At 73.2% G+C, this 15,965-nt stretch carries 15 protein-coding genes; 5 read left to right on the forward strand and 10 right to left on the reverse strand.

What is annotated here, in order from left to right:
* Positions 1–25 precede the first annotated feature (25 nt).
* The 9 genes from ABD419_RS14310 to ABD419_RS14350 form a co-directional block, all read right to left on the reverse strand.
* Positions 26–952, reverse strand: coding sequence for an NAD-dependent epimerase/dehydratase family protein (locus ABD419_RS14310; protein WP_344487499.1), 927 nt, complete (start codon positions 950–952; stop codon positions 26–28).
* Positions 953–1,034: 82 nt separating this feature from the next.
* Positions 1,035–2,132 carry an N-acetylglucosamine kinase gene (locus ABD419_RS14315; RefSeq protein ID WP_344487501.1) on the reverse strand — a complete coding sequence of 366 codons (1,098 nt, stop codon included), beginning with the start codon at positions 2,130–2,132 and terminating at the stop codon, positions 1,035–1,037.
* Between the two features lie 4 nt (positions 2,133–2,136).
* On the reverse strand, positions 2,137–3,333 hold the full coding sequence (locus ABD419_RS14320) for a family 16 glycosylhydrolase (protein WP_344487503.1): 1,197 nt from the start codon (positions 3,331–3,333) through the stop codon (positions 2,137–2,139).
* Positions 3,334–3,381: 48 nt separating this feature from the next.
* Positions 3,382–4,224: a carbohydrate ABC transporter permease gene (locus tag ABD419_RS14325; RefSeq protein WP_344487505.1), complete on the reverse strand. Its 843-nt coding sequence runs from the start codon at positions 4,222–4,224 to the stop codon at positions 3,382–3,384.
* Entirely contained in the window at positions 4,221–5,135 is a 915-nt protein-coding gene (locus ABD419_RS14330; RefSeq protein ID WP_344487507.1) for a carbohydrate ABC transporter permease, read from the reverse strand. The genes ABD419_RS14325 and ABD419_RS14330 overlap by 4 nt, the downstream gene beginning before the upstream one ends.
* A 22-nt stretch (positions 5,136–5,157) precedes the next feature.
* Positions 5,158–6,510: an N-acetylglucosamine/diacetylchitobiose ABC transporter substrate-binding protein gene (ngcE, locus tag ABD419_RS14335; RefSeq protein ID WP_344487508.1), complete on the reverse strand. Its 1,353-nt coding sequence runs from the start codon at positions 6,508–6,510 to the stop codon at positions 5,158–5,160.
* A gap of 88 nt (positions 6,511–6,598) precedes the next feature.
* The gene (locus ABD419_RS14340) at positions 6,599–7,366 is read right to left on the reverse strand and encodes a sugar isomerase domain-containing protein (RefSeq protein ID WP_344487510.1); all 768 of its coding nucleotides are present in this window, start codon (positions 7,364–7,366) and stop codon (positions 6,599–6,601) included.
* Positions 7,363–8,283: a MurR/RpiR family transcriptional regulator gene (locus tag ABD419_RS14345; RefSeq protein WP_425556056.1), complete on the reverse strand. Its 921-nt coding sequence runs from the start codon at positions 8,281–8,283 to the stop codon at positions 7,363–7,365. Before ABD419_RS14345 ends, ABD419_RS14340 begins: the two co-directional genes overlap by 4 nt.
* 141 nt (positions 8,284–8,424) lie before the next feature.
* A complete protein-coding gene (locus ABD419_RS14350) occupies positions 8,425–9,492 on the reverse strand; it encodes a hypothetical protein (protein WP_344487511.1) in 1,068 nt (355 codons plus the stop codon).
* Between the two features lie 241 nt (positions 9,493–9,733).
* Between ABD419_RS14350 and ABD419_RS14355 the strand changes: the two genes are divergently transcribed.
* Both ABD419_RS14355 and ABD419_RS14360 read left to right on the forward strand, forming a co-directional pair.
* Positions 9,734–10,699, forward strand: coding sequence for an NAD(P)-dependent alcohol dehydrogenase (locus ABD419_RS14355; protein ID WP_344487512.1), 966 nt, complete (start codon positions 9,734–9,736; stop codon positions 10,697–10,699).
* 45 nt (positions 10,700–10,744) lie between these two features.
* Positions 10,745–11,674, forward strand: coding sequence for a diacylglycerol/lipid kinase family protein (locus ABD419_RS14360; protein ID WP_344487514.1), 930 nt, complete (start codon positions 10,745–10,747; stop codon positions 11,672–11,674).
* On the opposite strand, the gene ABD419_RS14365 is transcribed toward ABD419_RS14360, so the two are convergent.
* The gene (locus ABD419_RS14365; RefSeq protein ID WP_344487516.1) at positions 11,671–12,690 is read right to left on the reverse strand and encodes a LacI family DNA-binding transcriptional regulator; all 1,020 of its coding nucleotides are present in this window, start codon (positions 12,688–12,690) and stop codon (positions 11,671–11,673) included. The two genes, ABD419_RS14360 and ABD419_RS14365, sit on opposite strands and share 4 nt — an antisense overlap.
* A gap of 264 nt (positions 12,691–12,954) precedes the next feature.
* On the opposite strand from ABD419_RS14365, the gene ABD419_RS14370 reads away from it, so the two are divergent.
* The 3 genes from ABD419_RS14370 to ABD419_RS14380 are packed head-to-tail and all read left to right on the forward strand — an operon-like array spanning position 12,955 to position 15,928.
* On the forward strand, positions 12,955–13,950 hold the full coding sequence (locus ABD419_RS14370) for a LacI family DNA-binding transcriptional regulator (RefSeq protein ID WP_344487518.1): 996 nt from the start codon (positions 12,955–12,957) through the stop codon (positions 13,948–13,950).
* Positions 13,947–15,476 (forward strand): ribokinase, encoded by a 1,530-nt coding sequence (locus ABD419_RS14375; protein ID WP_344487520.1) that lies wholly within the window; start codon positions 13,947–13,949, stop codon positions 15,474–15,476. The genes ABD419_RS14370 and ABD419_RS14375 overlap by 4 nt, the downstream gene beginning before the upstream one ends.
* Positions 15,473–15,928, forward strand: coding sequence for an RpiB/LacA/LacB family sugar-phosphate isomerase (locus ABD419_RS14380; protein ID WP_344487522.1), 456 nt, complete (start codon positions 15,473–15,475; stop codon positions 15,926–15,928). Before ABD419_RS14375 ends, ABD419_RS14380 begins: the two co-directional genes overlap by 4 nt.
* Positions 15,929–15,965 lie beyond the last annotated feature (37 nt).

Genomic DNA, 15,965 nt, shown 5'->3' on the forward strand with positions numbered 1-15,965 from the left:
TCGACGGACAGCGCTCGGTGCGGGGTCAGGCCGGCTCGCCGGAGCGGACCCACCGGACCTCCTCGGCGATGAGGTCGATCCCGGTGCCGGCCGGCTCGTATCCGAGTTCGCGGGCAGCGGTCGTGTCGAGCACCATCGGGGTCTGCCACGGGTGCCGGCCGGACTCGTCGTCATCGGGGACGATCTCGATCGTGCCGGGCCAGGAGAGTTCGGCGGCGATGGCGCGCACGATCTCGTGCGCCGAGGGAGTGTCCGGATCGGCCGCGTTGAGGATGCGCCGGCCCGGCCGCTCGGCGACGGCGGCGATGAGGGCGGCGGCGTTCCGGGCGGCGGTGAGGTGGTCGACGGTGTCCGCCCGCGCGAGCGCGATGCGGTCGGCCCCGGCCCGCATCCGCTCGACAATGCCCTTCGTGCGGGCGTTGCGGGCCCAGGGGCCGTGGACCTTCGAGGGCCTGACCACGGTGACCGGAAGCCCCGAATCGAGTGCCACGGCCTCGGCCGCGGCCTTGCAGGGGCCGTAGCCCTCGCGGGTGAACGGGTCCGTGCCGTCCGGGGCCGGCGGCAGGGTCGGCGACGCCTCGGTGAGGGGGCCGGAGAACTGCGGCGGCTCGTCGCCGTTGAGGTGCCTGCCGGCGTCGTCGACGTACACGGCCCGGCCCGAGACCAGCACGGTGCCCCGCACGGCCGACATGGCCGGCAGGAGCGCGCGCACGTCTTCGGCCCGGTAGGCGAGCAGGTCGACGACGAGGTCGGCCCCGTCGCCGACGAGGGCCTCGACACCGCGGGCGTCGCCGCGGTCGAGTCGATGGAACCGGGCTCCGGCACTCGAGAGCGCTTGCGGCATCAGGGACGGGTCGCGCCCGGTCACGTCGACCTGCCACCCGGCCGCCGCCAGGCGCATCGCGGTCGCACCGCCGACGGCACCGGTCCCGCCGAGCACGATGGCGCGCATGCCGTTCTCCGATCATCGAGATGAACTGGGACTGTACAAGATCGGTGAGGCGCGGTGCGCAGGCGGACGGCGGCCGCTCGACTCACGGGGACCGGAGGGAGAGCGCGGCGAGTTTCGCGGCCCCGAGTTCGGCCGGGCCGGCCTCGGTGACCGGGGCGTCGGGCCAGGCGGCGGCGAGGCGGACGCGCACCGAGTCGCGGACGGGGGCGGCGCCGCGGAGCACGCTGCCCGACAGCACGATCGGCGTGCGCTCGTGCGGTTCGCGGACCGCGGCGACGGCGGCCGCGAGGTGTGCGGCGGCCTCGTCGAGGATCGCCGCGGCGAGCGCATCGCCTGCCAGCGCGGCCTCGGTGACGATGGGCGCGAGGCGGTCGAGGCTGCGGGGCGGGCGGCGGTGGACGGCGATGACGAACGAGTCGGATGCGGAGGCGCGCTCTGAAAGATCATCGCCGGTCGCTCCGGCCGTGCGGCTCGCATCAGCGAGCGCTGTCGAGGCGCTGGAACCGCTGCCGACCGCCTCGGCTGCTGGACCGGTCGGCGCGGGTTCCGGTCGAGTGGAGGAATTGCATTGCCGCGCTTCGGTTGCAGGCGTTGCGTTCTCGATGCCGTCGGCGTCGAGGACCGCCCTCGCCACGAGTTCGGTGAGCAGCGTTGGCGGCAGGCCCGCCTGGAGTCTCAGGGCGGTGTCGGCCGCCGCCTTGCGGCCGATCCAGAAGCCTGAGCCCCGGTCGCCGAGGAGCCAGCCGAGGCCGTCGCCGACGCGGGTGATGCGGTCGCCGTCGATGCGGGCGGCCGCGGCGCCGGTGCCGGCGATGAGGACGGTGCCGAGGGGTTCGTCGGTGCCGGAGGCGAAGGCGACCTGGGCGTCGCCGACGGCGCGGACGGGGCAGCGGAGGCCGGCGGCGTTCCAGACGCGCTGGAACGCCGCCGCCGTCTCGGGCTGGTCGAAGCCGCTGACTCCGGCGAGGCCGAGGACGGCGGCGGCGATGCGGGCGGGGTCGGTACCGGCCAGGGCGCCGTGCAGGGCGCGGGCGACCTCGGCGGCGGCGAGGTCGGGCGGGACGGCCAGCGGGTTGCCGCCGCCGGCGTCGCCTCTGCCGACGATCTCGCCGTCGAGGGTGGTCGCGATCGCGCGGGAGGAGGTCCCCCCGACGTCGAGGCCGAGTACCAGCTCGCTCATGTGATCAGCATGCCCCGAGGTCGGTCCACTGCGGCGTCCAGCCCGGCTCGGAGCCCTGGGTCCACCAGTTGGCGCGCCACAGGTGCTCGCCGTCGCCGGACTTGGGGCCGCTCGGGTTGCCGTTGGCGCTGCGTTCGTGGACGACGGTGTTCCCTGCGGTGTAGACCGATCCGAAGGCCCAGTCGGGGGCGGTGGCGCAGTCGGCGCCGCCGGTCGGCGGGTCGGTCGGGTCGGTGGGGTCGTCGGTGGTGGGCGGTTCGGTGGGGCATTCGCCGCCGCCGCTGCCCACGGTGTCGGTGTGCTCGACGCCGTCGGCGCGGTAGCCGTTGACGCGGGCGGTGGCCTCGGCGGGGGTGAGGACCTCGCCGGCGGTGTGCATGACGTAGTCGACCTGCTGCTGGTAGACGCTGGTGCCGCCGGCGTGGGCGGCGGTGTCGATGAACCAGAGGTTGAAGTTGATGGACATGGGGGTCTCCGGGTAGTACTTCCCGGAGTGGTCGGCGACGAGCGCGCCGTCCACGTAGTACTTGACGTGGCCGCCGGAGACGGTGAAGACGAGGTCGTGCCAGCCGGCGAAGCTCTGGCGCTGGGAGGTGTGGGTGTTGTCGGCGATCCAGGGTTCGGCCTGATAGGTCTCCCAGGTGGTCTGGTAGAAGATCGGGCCGGTCTCGCCCCAGCCGCCGTTGGGGAGGTACTCGAAGTCGATCTCGCCGTAGTCGGGGTCGAGCGGCGCGTCGAGCGGCGTGATGGTGAAGAACGTCTCGACGAGGTGGTCGCCGTCGGTGCCGCTGACGGGGGTGTCGGCGAACTTGACGCGGGCGGCGTAGGTGCCTTCGAAGAACTTCTGCTGGTGGAAGAGCTCGGCGTGGCTGGTGCCGCCGCCGGTGCCGTCGGTGGCGGCGCGGAGCTGGAGCGACTTGGCGCCGTCCACGGTGGGGAACGAGACGTTGCTCGCGGGCCAGGCGGCGCCGGGGACGCCGGGTCCGCCGGCGTTGGTGCGGACGGTCCAGCCGCGGGCGGCGATGTCGGGGTCGGACGACGAGTCGTAGGCGAAGTCGTCGAAGAGGACGCCGTCGCAGGCGGCGGTCTCGGCGGCGTCGGCGGTGCGGTCGACCGCGGTGGTGACCGCGGCGGCCGCCGCGACCGCGAGGACCGCGGCGGCGACGCCGGCGGTGCGGCGGGTGGTGCGGGTGGTTGCCATGGTGAGCTCCCTTTCCGGTTGAACTCTGTTCGGATGGACGGGGATCGGTCAGCGGACCGCGCCGGCGGTGAGGCCGGAGCGGATCTGCCGTTGGAACAGGACGTAGGCCAGCAGGACCGGGAGGATCGCGATGACGAGTCCGGCGAAGAGGCCGGAGAAGTCGCTGCGGTAGCCCTGGCTGACGGCGAGGGCGGCGAGGCCCTGCGCGAGGACGTAGCGGTCGGGGTCGGGGTTGAGGACGAGGGGCAGCAGGTACTGGTTCCACAGGCCGAGGAAGTTGAAGATGCCGACGCTGACCATGCCGGGGCGGGCCATGGGGAGCATGACGCGGAAGAAGACGCCGGTGTGGGAGCAGCCGTCGATGAACGCGGCCTCGGCGGTGGCCGTCGGGAGGCCGCGGAAGAACGCGTGGAGGAAGAACACGGTGAAGGGCAGGGCGTAGGCGGCGTACACGAGGATGAGCCCGTGGTAGGTGCCGAGGAGGCCGAGCTGGTCGACGACGAAGAACAGCGGGACGAGGGCGAGGAAGACGGGGAAGAGCATCCCGGCGACGAGCAGGTGGTAGACGAGGCGGTTGCCGGGGAAGTCGTAGCGGGCGAGGCAGTAGGCGGTGAGCGCGCCGAGGAGCATGACGAGGGCGAGCGCGCCGCCGACGACGATGAGGGTGTTGAGCAGGTACTTCCCGATGTTCGCCTCCTGCCAGGCGCGGGCCCAGTTGTCCCACTGGGGCGAGGCGGGGAGCGACCAGGGGCTGGCGAAGATCTCGGCGTCGGTCTTGAGGGAGGAGAGGACGGCCCAGGCGAGCGGGAGGGTGACGAGGGCGGCCCAGACGATGAGCGCGAGGTGGAGAGCGCCGTCGCCGATGCGGGGTGTCCAGCGGCCGGGGTTCATGCGAGTTCCACCCGTTCTCTCTTGGTGGCGCGCAGGGCGAGCGCGGTGAGGGTCAGGGTGATGAAGAAGAGCGTGACGCCCATGGCGGAGGCGTATCCGAACTCGCCGTAGGTGAACGCGGCGCGGTAGAGGGTGAGGCCGATGACCTCGGTGGCGTTGTCGGGCCCGCCGGGGCCGACGGACATGATCTGGACCAGCGCGAACCCGTCGAGGGCGAGGATGCCGAGGTAGACGTAGGCGGTCTGGACGCTGTCCCACACCAGCGGGAGGGTGATGCGGCGGAACACGGTGAACCTGCCGGCGCCGTCGAGGGTGGCGGCCTCGACGACGTCGGCGGGCACCGATTCCATGGCGGCGGTGAAGAGGACGACGTAGAAGCCGACGGCGGACCAGATCATGACGGCGGTGACGGCGGGCAGCGCGGTGGCGGGGTCGGCGAGCCAGGACCGCTGGAGCCCGTCGAGGCCGACCGCGCCGAGGAGGCCGTTGAGGAGTCCGTCGCCCGGGGTGTAGACGAACTGGAAGAGGACGCCGAGGATGGCGACGGACAGGAGCTGGGGGAAGAAGTAGACGATGCGGTAGAGGCCGGAGCCGCGGACGCCGCGTCCGCGCCGCCGCATGCCGCCGCCGAGGGTGAGGCAGGCGGCGAAGAACAGGGCGAGCGTGATCGTGGCGGTGGGGACGACCAGGAGCAGGAATCCGTTGTTGCGCAGGGCGGCGAGGAACAGCGGGTCGCTCCAGAGGTCGGTGAAGTTCTGGAGCCCGACCAGGCCGGCCTCGGCGGAGAGGCCGTTCCAGTCGGTGAGGGCGAGGTAGAACGCCTGGGCGTAGGGCGATACGACGAAGACGCCGTAGAGGAGCAGGGGCGGCGCGAGCGCCCCGATCAGGAACCGGTACTTGCCGTGTCGCATGGCTCGGGCCTCCCCTGCGTGCTCAGCGCTCGTACTTGGCGATGGAGTCGTCGGCCGCGACGGCGTCGGCGGCGGCCTGGATGCGGTCGGCCCACTGCTCGGGGTCGGCGCGTCCGGCGAGGAGTTCGCCGGTGGCGGTGTCGACTTCGACGGCGAGTTCGGGGTACCAGGTGCGGTACTTGTAGCCGAAGACGTTGTCCCCGGCGGTCTCCAGGGCCGCGGCGACGGAGGCGAGGCCGGAGGAGAGTTCGAGGCCGTCGGTGGCGCCCTTGACGACGGGCATGGCCTTGGCGGACTCGGCGAAGCCGCGAGCGACCTCGCCGGAGAACAGGCAGCGGAGGTATTCGAGGCCGCCACGCGGGTTGAGGGCCTGCGCGGGGACGAGGAAGGACTCGCTGCTGGAGCCTTGGACGGCCCCGTCGGGGAGGGCGTCGGCGGCGGTGAGGGCGGGGACGGCGGCCATCGCCATGTCGAAGCCCTCGGGGGTGACGCCCTGCTGCTCGCCCTCGATCCAGGAGCCGCAGGGGATGAACGCGGCCTGTCCGGTGCACCAGGCGTTCTGGGCCTCGGTGTGGGAGAGCCCTTCGGAGCCTTCGAGGAGGTGGCCGCCGGCGACGAGCCGGTGGATCGCGTCGGCGGCGGCGAGGACGCCGTCCTGCTTCCAGGCGTCGGGTTCGAGGTTGTCGATCGCGTACACGAGGTCGAGGCCGCCGGCCTTGGCGGCGAGGGACTGGAGCGGGTCCATCATGTACTCGGGGTACTTGCCCTGCCAGGTCCAGGGCGCGATCCCGGCGCCTTTGATCTCCTCGCAGAGGGCGAGCATGTCGTCCCAGGTCGCGGGCACGGTCCAGCCGTGCTGGTCGAAGAGGCTGCGGGAGTACCAGATGCCCCAGACCACGTAGGAGTAGTTGAGGAACCTGACGGTGCCGTCGAGGGTGCCGTCGGCGACGACGCCGGGCAGCAGCAGGTCGCGGACCTTGACGGCCGGGTCGTCGAGGCTGGGGGCGTCGAGGAGGTCGGCGAGGTCGGTGAGCTGGTCGGCGGCGGCGAGCGCGGCGATGTCGAGGCGGCCGGCGCCGGAGTTGTCGACGACGTCCGGCGGTTCGCCCGACACGAAGCGGGGCTGGAGGACCTCGCCGACCTTCTGGAGCCCTTCGTGGGTGACGGCGGCGCCGGGGTGGCGCTCCTCGTAGAGGGTGACGGCGTGCTGGGTGTACTCCTGGCCGTAGCCGCCGTCGAACATGACGACTTCGAGGTCGGCGCCGTCGGGGACGCCGAGCGGGTTGTCCTCGGTGACGGCGCCGGTCGCCTGCTCGGCGGGGTCGTCGCCGCCGGCGGTGACGCAGCCGGACAGCACGGCCGCTGCACCGGCCATTGTGGAGGCTTGCAGGAGGGCGCGACGGGTCGCTTGGACGTTCATGAGGGGCCTTTCGTGAGGTCGGAGGGGGACTGGTTCGACGGGGTCAGGCGGAGCGGCGGATGCGCCCGGCGTACCGGGCTTCGAGGGCGAGGTTGTGGTCGTCGCCGCCGGGGATGTTGGCGGACAGGTAGACCGGCGGGGTGTGCCCGGCGTCGACGAGGCGCTGCACGGCCTCGCTGACGACCATCTGGGCGAGCACGGCGGAGGTCACCGACGAGACGGCCCCGACCGCGCCGCCGCCTGGCAGCGGCATCGCGGCGTCGCCGTAGGGGGCGCCGTTGTCGAGCACCACGTCGGCGATCTCGCTGAGCCGCTTGCCGGACGGGTGCCGCGAGGGGGTCACGGCGCTGTGCTGCGCGGAGGTGAAGGCGATGAGGGGGTGGCCCTTCTCCTTCACCAGGAGCGCGAACTCCACGATGACGCCGTTGATGCCGGAGTTCGAGGCGATCGCGAACACGTCGCCAGGCTCGGTCGGCACGGTCTCCAGGAGCTGGCGGGCGATGTCGGGGTCGCGCTCCAGGAACGGGTCGTCGAGGGTCTCCAGCGGCCGGCCGCCGAGGAGGACGAGGTCGCGCAGGGCGATCTTGTTGGAGGGCACGAACCCGCCGGCGCGGCCGGCCAGCTCCATGGCGAGGGCCTCGGAGTGCCCGGACCCGAACGCCTGGAGGACGCCGCCGGCGGCGATCGAGTCGGCGATGAGCCGCCCGGCCTCGGCCACCGCGCCGGCCTGCCCCTCCCCCGTCCGGCGGATGGCCTCGGTGGCGAGGTCGAGATAGGCCCGGCCGGTGATGCGGGGCGTCTGGTCGGTCACTGGTCCTCCTGGGATCGGTTGCGGCGGTTGCGGTTCGGCTCGTCGGCGAACCGGTGGGCCTGCACGGCGCGGGCGGTCACCTCGAACGCCTCGGTGGTGCGCTCGTAGGTGCGCTGCGCGACGGCGACGTAGATGAGGTCGAGGACCAGCAGCTGGGAGTGCAACGCCGAGAGCGCGGCGAGGCGGAACGTCGTCTCGTGGACGGCGGTCGTCAGGACCACGTCGGCGGCCTGGGCCATGGGCGAGCGCTCGAACGAGGTCACGGCCACCGTCAGGGCGCCCTGCTCCCGGGCCTCGGCGAGGACCTCGACGACCTCGCGGGTCCGGCCGCTGTGGGAGAGGCCGATCGCGACGTCGCCGGAGCGCAGCAGGGCCGCGTTGGTGAGCGCGGTGTGCGTGTCGGGCCGAAACCAGCAGGGGACGCGGATGCGCTCCAGCCGGAACGCGAGCTCCCGTGCGGCCGTGCCGCTGCTGCCCAGGCCGACCAGTTCGACGCGGCCGGCCTCGGCGACCGCCTGGGCGACGCGGTCGATGCGGTCGAGGTCCACGCGGGAGGCGGTCTCCTGGATGGCGCGCGAGTCGGCGCTGGCGACGATCCCGAGGACGCGGTCGAGCGGGTCGCCCGGCTCGATCTCGCGGTCGATGTCGGTCTCCCACCGCGCCTGCTCGGCCCGGCCGCCCTCGGCGGCGAGCGCGACGCGCAGCGCGGCGTACCCGGAGAATCCGAGCACCCGGCAGAACCGCGTCACCGTGGCCGTCGAGGTGCCGGCCCGCTCGGCGAGGTCCGCGATGGACGCCCGCGTCGCGCCGTCCGGGTCCTCCAGGATCTGCATCGCGACCCGTTGCAGCGCATCGGGAAGCGTCTCCAACTCCGTACGCAGCCGCCCGACCACCCCCTGGTTTCGCACCACCGTCACTGGAAATTCCTTTCATTGAACTTTCCTTATGAAGAAAATTACGATGAACGTCCGGCCAAGTCAACGCTTCAGGAGAATAAATTTCATCGACTGGCGCAGACGAGGGCGCCCGGGCCGCGGCCCGGGCGCCCTCGCGGCCGGTCAGGGGCGTTCGGCGCCCTCCCGGTCGCCGAGGGGCCAGAGCTGGAAGAAGTCGGCGTGGAAGGCGAGGAGCGGGAAGGTGACGGCGAGGAGGGCGGAGGCGAGCCACACCTCGAGGTCGTAGCCGGGCGCGCCCGAGGCGAGGTCGCCGGTGAGAACCGGGGCGAGGAGGCGGTAGACGAGCGAGAGGACGAGGCCGATCACCGCGGCGCCGACCGTGGCGAGCACGCCTTTGAGCGGCTGCTTCGACTTCGCGAAGAGGGAGCCCTCGAAGGTGTTCAGCATCAGGATGGAGCCGAAGATGAACGGGATCGGGACGGTGACGAGGTAGACCGGGGCGTCCTGGCCGAAGGCGCCGGTGCCGACCAGGTGGACGAGGGCGGCCAGCGCGAGGACGGTGACGGTCCAGACCGCGCCGAGGACGGGCTGCCGCATGAGCTTCGGGGACCGCGACAGCGGCCACAGGTCGAAGTGGAGCGTCAGGAACATGACGGCGACGGTGGTGACGAGGTAGGCGACGGCGCTCCAGCCGTCGAAGAGGCCGCCGGGGTCCTGGTCGGCGTGGTAGAGCGGGCTGCCCTCCAGGAACGCGAAGTCGAAGCAGACCAGGAACACCGCGATCGCGATGGCGTAGGCGGCGGCGAGGAGGGCGGCCCCGGCGACGAGCGGGTTGCGGATCTTCGTGAAGGGCCAGCCCTGCCAGATGATCGTGAGCCAGAAGGTCACGACCACCGAGACGATGATCGCCTGCACCAGGGGCGGGGTGGGCGGCGTGGTCCCGCCGCCCAGGGTGACGACGTAGAGGAGGGCGACGACGGCGGCCGCGGCCAGCGCGAGGAGGAGGAAGAGCAGGCCGCGGACAGGCTGGCGCCGGGAGGCGATGAACGCGGGCTGCTCGCCGTGCCAGAAGATCCCGACGACGAGCGCGGCGGGGATCGAGCACATGAGGGAGAAGGAGACCCATCCGGTGAAGACGGGCCAGTCGAAGAGGGAGATGAACACGAGGGCGACGACCATGACGAAGAGTGCGGCGGCGATACCGCGGACGGGTTGCTTGAGAGTCGGCACGGGCCGGCTCCTTTCCTCGATTCGGGGCGGTCCGGGGAGGGGACCCCGCCGGGCCTGCGGCGGAGGCGGGGTCGAGTCGAAATGCATTGACACATTTGAATGTGCTCTCCATCACATTGCTCGTATGAGTCGTCGATTGTCAAGGCCCCCAGTGCATATCGAATGAATTTGCAGGCCGATGTGCGCATCGCGAACATCTTTTGTCTATGCTGGACATACCGGCGCGAGACAGGAGTCCGCCATGCGAGCCGTCATCCAGGATCGGTACGGAAGCCCCGACGTCATCGAGCTCGGCGAGCTCCCGGAGCCGGTCGCGGCCGAGGGCGAGGTGCTGATCGAGGTCAGGGCCGCGTCCCTCAACGGCTCCGACCGCGAGAACCTCGCCGGGAGCCCCTTCTACGCCAGGCTCGGCGGCCTGCGCCGCCCGCGGCGGCCCGTGCCGGGGTCCGACGTGGCCGGCGTCGTCGTCGCGGTCGGGGGCACGGTGACCGAGTTCGCGCCCGGCGACGAGGTCTTCGGGGAGCTCGCGGGCTACCGGGGCGGGCTCGCCGAGTACGTGGCCACGCCGCCGCGGCTGCTGGCGCGCAAGCCGCCCGGGCTGTCGTTCACCGACGCGGCCGCGATCCCGCAGGCGGGCTGCATCGCCTTCCGGGCCACGCAGGGCGTCAAGGGCGGGGACGCCGTCCTCGTCAACGGCGCGGGCGGCGCCGGGGGTGCGCTCGTCATCGGCCTCGCCAAGCACCTCGGCGCCGAGGTGACCGCCGTGGACCGGGCCGACAAGGCCGCCTACCTGCGCCAGGTCGGCGCCGACGAGACGATCGCGTTCGAGGACGAGGACTGGGCCGACCGGCGCGGCCGCTACGACCGGGTCGTCGACCTGGTCGGGCACCGCTCCCCGTACCGGGTGCAGCGGGCGCTGCGACCCGGCGGGTCCTACCTCATGGTCGGCGGGCACGCCCGCATCCTGCTGGCGGTGCTCGTCGCCGGGCCGACCGCCGGGGTGCGGACGCGGAAGCGGGTCCGGGTGCTGGCGGTGCCGCAGTCGCGGACCGACCTGGAGGCGGTGACCGCCCTGATCGTCGCGGGCGTCGTCACGCCGGTGATCGACCGGGTGTATCCGCTGGCAGAGGCCTCGGCAGCCTTCGCGCGGCTCGCCGCGGGCGACAATCGGGGGAAGGTCGTCGTCGAGGTCTCGCCCTCCCGATAGGCTGGACCGCGAGACGCTGACCCACTGCGGGGCAAGGAGAGATCGATGGCGGGCGACCGGATCGCGATCGTGTGGAACCCGGCGAAGACCGCGCGCGAGGACCTGCGGAAGGCGCTGCCCGCGACCGACGCCGTCCTGTCGTGGCACGAGACGACCCCCGAGGACCCCGGCCGCGGCGCGGCCGACGAGGCGATCAAGGCCGGAGCCGAGGCGATCGTGGCCGTCGGCGGCGACGGCACGGTGCGCGCCGTCGCCGAGCGGCTGGCGCGGAGCGACACCAGGGCCGAGCTCGGGATCGTCCCGCTCGGCACGGGCAACCTCCTCGCCCGCAACCTCGGGGTCCCCCTGAACAACCTCGCGAACGCGTTCGAGCGGGCCTTCGACGGCGCCGCGCGCCCCCTCGACCTCGGCTGGGTCGAGGCCGAGGCCGGCGGCGAGACCGTGCGCAGCGCCTTCGTGGTGATGGTGGGCTTCGGCCTCGACGCGCACATGATCGCCGAGACCGACGAGGACCTCAAGAGCCGCGTCGGCTGGCTGGCCTATGTGGAGTCGCTCGGGCGGGCCGTGAACGCGACCCAGGTCGTGGACATCGACCTCGCCGTCGACGGCGGCGAGCACGAGCGCATGGCCGGGCACACGCTCATCGTCGGCAACTGCGGGACCCTCCAGGGCGGCATCCGCCTGCTCCCCGACGCCGACCCGGCGGACGGCGAGCTGGACCTGCTGCTGCTCAGCGCCGAGGGCATCGGGCAGTGGGTCGACACCCTCCGGTCCTTCGTGTGGGACAACGGGGTCCGGCGCCTGCTCACCGGCCAGGACCGCGCCGCCAGCGCCGACACCGCCGAGCACGGCCGGGCGCGGCGGCTGGAGGTGCGGCTGTCGGAGCCGCTCATGCTGGAGATCGACGGCGACGACTTCGCCGAGTCCGCGTCGTTCAAGGTCGAGGTGCAGGAGCGCGCGGTCCTGGTGCGCTAGCGGCCGGGCGCGGCCACCGAGGCGCGGGAGACGAACTCGGTGGGCAGGTTCAGCTCGGCGCCGCTGGCGTCGCCGTCCTGGATGGCGCCCAGGAGCTTCGCGACGGCGCGCTCCCCCATGTCGCCCCACGAGCAGCGGACGGTGGAGAGCGCGGGCGCCGAGAGGTCGGCGCCGAAGATGTCGTCGAAGCCGATGAGGCTGAGGTCGCGCGGCACGGCGACACCGTGCTCGAGGCAGGCGCCGAGGAGGCCGAGGGCGACGAGGTCGTTGTAGGCGAGCACGGCGGTGACGTCGGCGGCCATGACCGCGGCGAACGCGTCGGTGCCGCCCTCGCGGGTCGGCGCGGAGGACTGGATCTCGGCGATCGACATGCCGCGGTCGACGGCGAGGTCGTGGGCGGTGACCCAGCGCATCCCGTTCATCCAGGAGGCCTCGGGGCCGGCGAGGTAGGCGATGCGCCGGTGGCCGAGCCCGTGGAGGAGGTCGAGGGCCTCGATCATGCCGGGGCGCACGTCGGGGGCGACCGAGGGCACGCCGGGGACGGGGCGGTTGACGGCGACGAGGGGCTTGGCGGCGGCGAGCTCCTGGATCTGGGCGTCCTCGAGCCGGGAGGCGACCAGGAGGAGGCCGTCGACGGCGATCTGGAGGCGCTCGGCGGTGGAGCGCTCGAGCTCGGCGGACTCCTGTGAGTCGGCGAAGACCAGCATGGTGTCGTGCTCGCGGGCGACCCGCTCGGCGCCGCGCACCAGGTCGAAGTAGACGGGGTTGGTGAGGTCGGAGACGAGGAGGCCGAGCGTCCCGGTCTTGCCGGTGGGAAGGGCGCGGGCCATGGGGTTGGTGCGGTAGCCCAGGTCGGCGGCGGCCTCGCGGATGCGCTGCTCGGTGCTGGCGCTGACGCGGCCGGGCTGGTTGAGGGCCCGGGAGACCGTCGACGGGTTCACGCCGGTGATGCGGGCGATGTCATAGATGGTCGCGGGGACCCTGCCCTTCGGCGCCGGACGGCCTTTGTCGCCCATGCCTCCCCCTTCGGATCGTCGATCGCCTCGCATGGGTGTGGATCACCGTCCGGGCAAGCTGATCATAAGAGTTTGTTTCTCGTACGGCGCACCTCGGGTCGCCCGCGCACCACCCGTGCCCCTCGACGGTACCCAGCCGCGGCGCGACGGGCCGAGCGGCCGGGAGGGGGCGGCCGGGTTGCGGACCGCTGCGGCCGGTGTTACGGTGGAAACGTTTCCGTCATGGAATCGTTTCCATAGCCATCTGACAGAGAGGTCGGACAGTTGGCCACGATCAAAGACGTCGCGTCGCGCGCCGGGGTCGCCGTCGGCACCGCGTCCCGGGTCCTGAGCGGCAGCCCCCAGACGTCCCCCGACTCGCGCAGGCGGGTGCTCGCGGCCGCGGCCGAACTCGGCTACATCGCGAACGCCCAGGCCCGCTCGCTGCGCCGCGCCCGCACCGACGTGCTCGGCCTGCTCGTCTCCGACATCCGCAACCCGTTCTTCTCCGAGCTCGCCCACGCGGCGGAGCAGGAGGCGCGCGCCCACGGCTACACGGTGATCCTCGCGAACGCCAACGAGGACGCCGCCCAGGCCGACGCCGTGCTCGACGTCTTCGCCGCCCAGCGCATCGACGGCATCCTGCTGTCCCCGCAAGGGCCCCGGACGCCCCGGCTGGAGGCGCTGCTCGCCTCGAACCTGCCGATCGTGCTGCTCAACCGGTCCATCGAGGGCGTCGACGCGCCCCTCTACGGCACCGACAACGCCGGCGGCGTCGCCCAGGCGCTCACCTGGCTCCAGCGGCGCGGCCACCGCGACGTCGCCTTCATCGGCGGCCCCGAGAGCTTCTCCACCGGCGCCGAGCGCCACGACGCCTACCTGGCCGGGCGCGCGGCCCACGGCATCAGCACCGACGACGCGCTGGTCGACGCGGGCGACTTCCTCGCCGACGGCGCCGCCGACGCGATGCGCCGCATCCTCGACCGCGGCGCCCTCCCCACGGCCGTGTTCGGCGCCAACGGCCAGACCACCCTCGGCGCCATGCGCGCCGTCCACGACCGCCTCGGCGCCGAGGCCGCCTCCCTCATCGAGTTCGTCTCCTTCGACGACGTCGAGTGGTTCGCCTTCATGTCCCCGCCCGTCAGCGCCGTCAGGAACGACGCGCCCGAGATCGGCCGCGCCGGCGTCCGCGGCCTCCTCGCCCTCATCGCCGGGAACACCGCCGAATCCCAGCGCATCCCGACCTCGTTCGTCGACCGCGCCGAAGGCGGCCAGGCATGAGCGCCGTGAACGGGCCGGCGCACCTGCCCGGACGGGGCGCCGGGAACCGGTCCACCGGCACTGCGACCGAAATCGACTGCGCCGCAATCGAACCCGACTGCGCCTCGACCGAACCCATCGGCACCGACCGCTCGCGGCGGTCGCCCGCGACCGGCCCCGGACACGGCTCCGAGGCAGCCGGCACCGACGCGCTGCACGATCGGGCGGTCCGGAAACCGGCGCAGCCCGACCCGGCGGACCGGCATCCGGCATCGGCGGCCGCCGGCCCGAGCTCCGGGGCGGACGCCCGGGTGCTCGTGGTCGGGAGCGTCAACATCGACACCGCCGTCCGGGTGTCGCGCCTCCCCGGGCCGGGTGAGACCGTGAGCGCCCGCGGCTCGGACACCGCGCTCGGCGGAAAGGGCGCGAACCAGGCCGTCGCGGCCGCCCGCGCCGGAGCCGCGGTGTGCATGGTCGGCGCGGTCGGCGCCGGTGACGGCGACGCGGCGCTCCGCGCGCTCGATGCCGGCGGCGTCGACACGGGCGGGATCGCCCGCCTCGACGGGACCCCGTCGGGCCGCGCCTATGTGTTCATCGACGACGCCGCCGAGAACTCGATCGTCGTCGTGCCCGGCGCCAACCACGCGATTCCCGAAGCGGCAGTGCGGGAGGCGTGTCGCGCGCTGCGTCCCGGCGATGTGGTGCTGCTCCAGAACGAGATCCCCGCCGAGACCTCGCGGCTCGCCGCGAGGCTGGCCCGCGAAGCGGGCGCGACGGTCGTCTGGAATGCGGCGCCTGCGCCGGAGTCAGTGGAGGAACTGGTCGATCGGCATGACCTCCTCATGGTCAACGAGCACGAGCTCGCCCGGATCGCAACGCTACTCGGGGCCGCCGACAGCCCCTCCGGATCGGCTTCGAACACCGGACCCGCGGCGGCCGTGAACCGCGGTCTTGAGCGGCCCGCAGGCAGCGGCGGAGCCGGGCCGAGCGCCGATCCGGGCACCGACACCGACACCGACACCGACACCGAGCATTCCGCACGGACCCGCGAGATCCCGACCGGGACCGAGGGACTCGATCCGGGCCGCGCTCCCGTCGAGCGACTGCTCGCCGCCGTCGCCGCCGCGACCGGTGCCGACGTCATCTGCACCCTCGGTTCCGAAGGGGCCGTGTACATCACCGGCGGCGAAACCGGCCGCGCCGAGGCCCGGCGGGTCGAGGCGGTCGACACCACCGCGGCCGGGGACACGTTCGCCGGATACTTCGCGGCGCTCGCTGGACTGCCGCCACGCGAACGGCTCCGGTTCGCCCTCGACGCCGCCTCCCTCGCCGTCACCAGGCCCGGCGCCTCGCCCTCGATCCCCATGCGGGGCGAGGTCGAAGCCCTCGCGCCGCATCCGGCGATCGCCGACGCCGCACCGCCGGGGGCCGTGCCCGCAGACCCGGCGGCAGCCCTCGCCGGGCCGCACGCCGAACCACTCGCCACCGACCCGGTCGCGGCGGACTCCGCCGCGGCGCACCGCACCGAAAGGAACACCGCCCGATGAGAATCGCGCTCGGAGCCGACCACGCCGGCTTCCCCATGAAGGACACCGTCCGGAAGGTCGTCGAAGACCTCGGGCACGAGGTCCTCGACTGCGGGACCGACGGCACCGACCCCGTCGACTTCCCGGACATCACGCAGGCGACCTGCGCGCCGGTGCTCGACGGCCGCGCCGACCGGGCGATCCTCGTGTGCGGCACCGGGCAGGGCGCGGTCATGGCCGCCAACAAGCTCCCCGGCGTCCGCTGCGGGCTCGCGCACGAGCCGTACTCGGCGCACCAGGCCGTCGAGCACGACGACGCCAACGCGATCGCGATGGGCGCCTGGCTCGTCCCCCACGCGCTCATCCCCGACATCGTGCGGGAGTTCCTCGGCGCCGTCTTCGACGACGACGAGGACACCCGCCGCCGGGTCGCCAAGCTCAACGCCCTCGACCGGTCCGCGCCCGCGGGCTGATCCGTCCGCTCCCGACCGTCCACCCACGACACCGATC

The organism is Glycomyces endophyticus, from assembly GCF_039531525.1.
In the GTDB taxonomy this organism is placed as follows: Bacteria; Actinomycetota; Actinomycetes; order Mycobacteriales; family Micromonosporaceae; genus Glycomyces; species Glycomyces endophyticus.

Excerpts from the sequence above, each read along its gene's own strand:
- ABD419_RS14365 (WP_344487516.1), bottom strand. The coding sequence starts at position 12,690 with ATGGGCGACAAAGGCCGTCCGGCGCCGAAGGGCAGGGTCCCCGCGACC.
- ngcE (WP_344487508.1), bottom strand. The coding sequence starts at position 6,510 with ATGGCCGGTGCAGCGGCCGTGCTGTCCGGCTGCGTCACCGCCGGCGGC.
- ABD419_RS14380 (WP_344487522.1), top strand. The coding sequence starts at position 15,473 with ATGAGAATCGCGCTCGGAGCCGACCACGCCGGCTTCCCCATGAAGGAC.
- ABD419_RS14310 (WP_344487499.1), bottom strand. The coding sequence starts at position 952 with ATGCGCGCCATCGTGCTCGGCGGGACCGGTGCCGTCGGCGGTGCGACC.
- ABD419_RS14330 (WP_344487507.1), bottom strand. The coding sequence starts at position 5,135 with ATGCGACACGGCAAGTACCGGTTCCTGATCGGGGCGCTCGCGCCGCCC.
- ABD419_RS14375 (WP_344487520.1), top strand. The coding sequence starts at position 13,947 with ATGAGCGCCGTGAACGGGCCGGCGCACCTGCCCGGACGGGGCGCCGGG.
- ABD419_RS14315 (WP_344487501.1), bottom strand. The coding sequence starts at position 2,132 with ATGAGCGAGCTGGTACTCGGCCTCGACGTCGGGGGGACCTCCTCCCGC.
- ABD419_RS14355 (WP_344487512.1), top strand. The coding sequence starts at position 9,734 with ATGCGAGCCGTCATCCAGGATCGGTACGGAAGCCCCGACGTCATCGAG.
- ABD419_RS14360 (WP_344487514.1), top strand. The coding sequence starts at position 10,745 with ATGGCGGGCGACCGGATCGCGATCGTGTGGAACCCGGCGAAGACCGCG.
- ABD419_RS14325 (WP_344487505.1), bottom strand. The coding sequence starts at position 4,224 with ATGAACCCCGGCCGCTGGACACCCCGCATCGGCGACGGCGCTCTCCAC.
- ABD419_RS14320 (WP_344487503.1), bottom strand. The coding sequence starts at position 3,333 with ATGGCAACCACCCGCACCACCCGCCGCACCGCCGGCGTCGCCGCCGCG.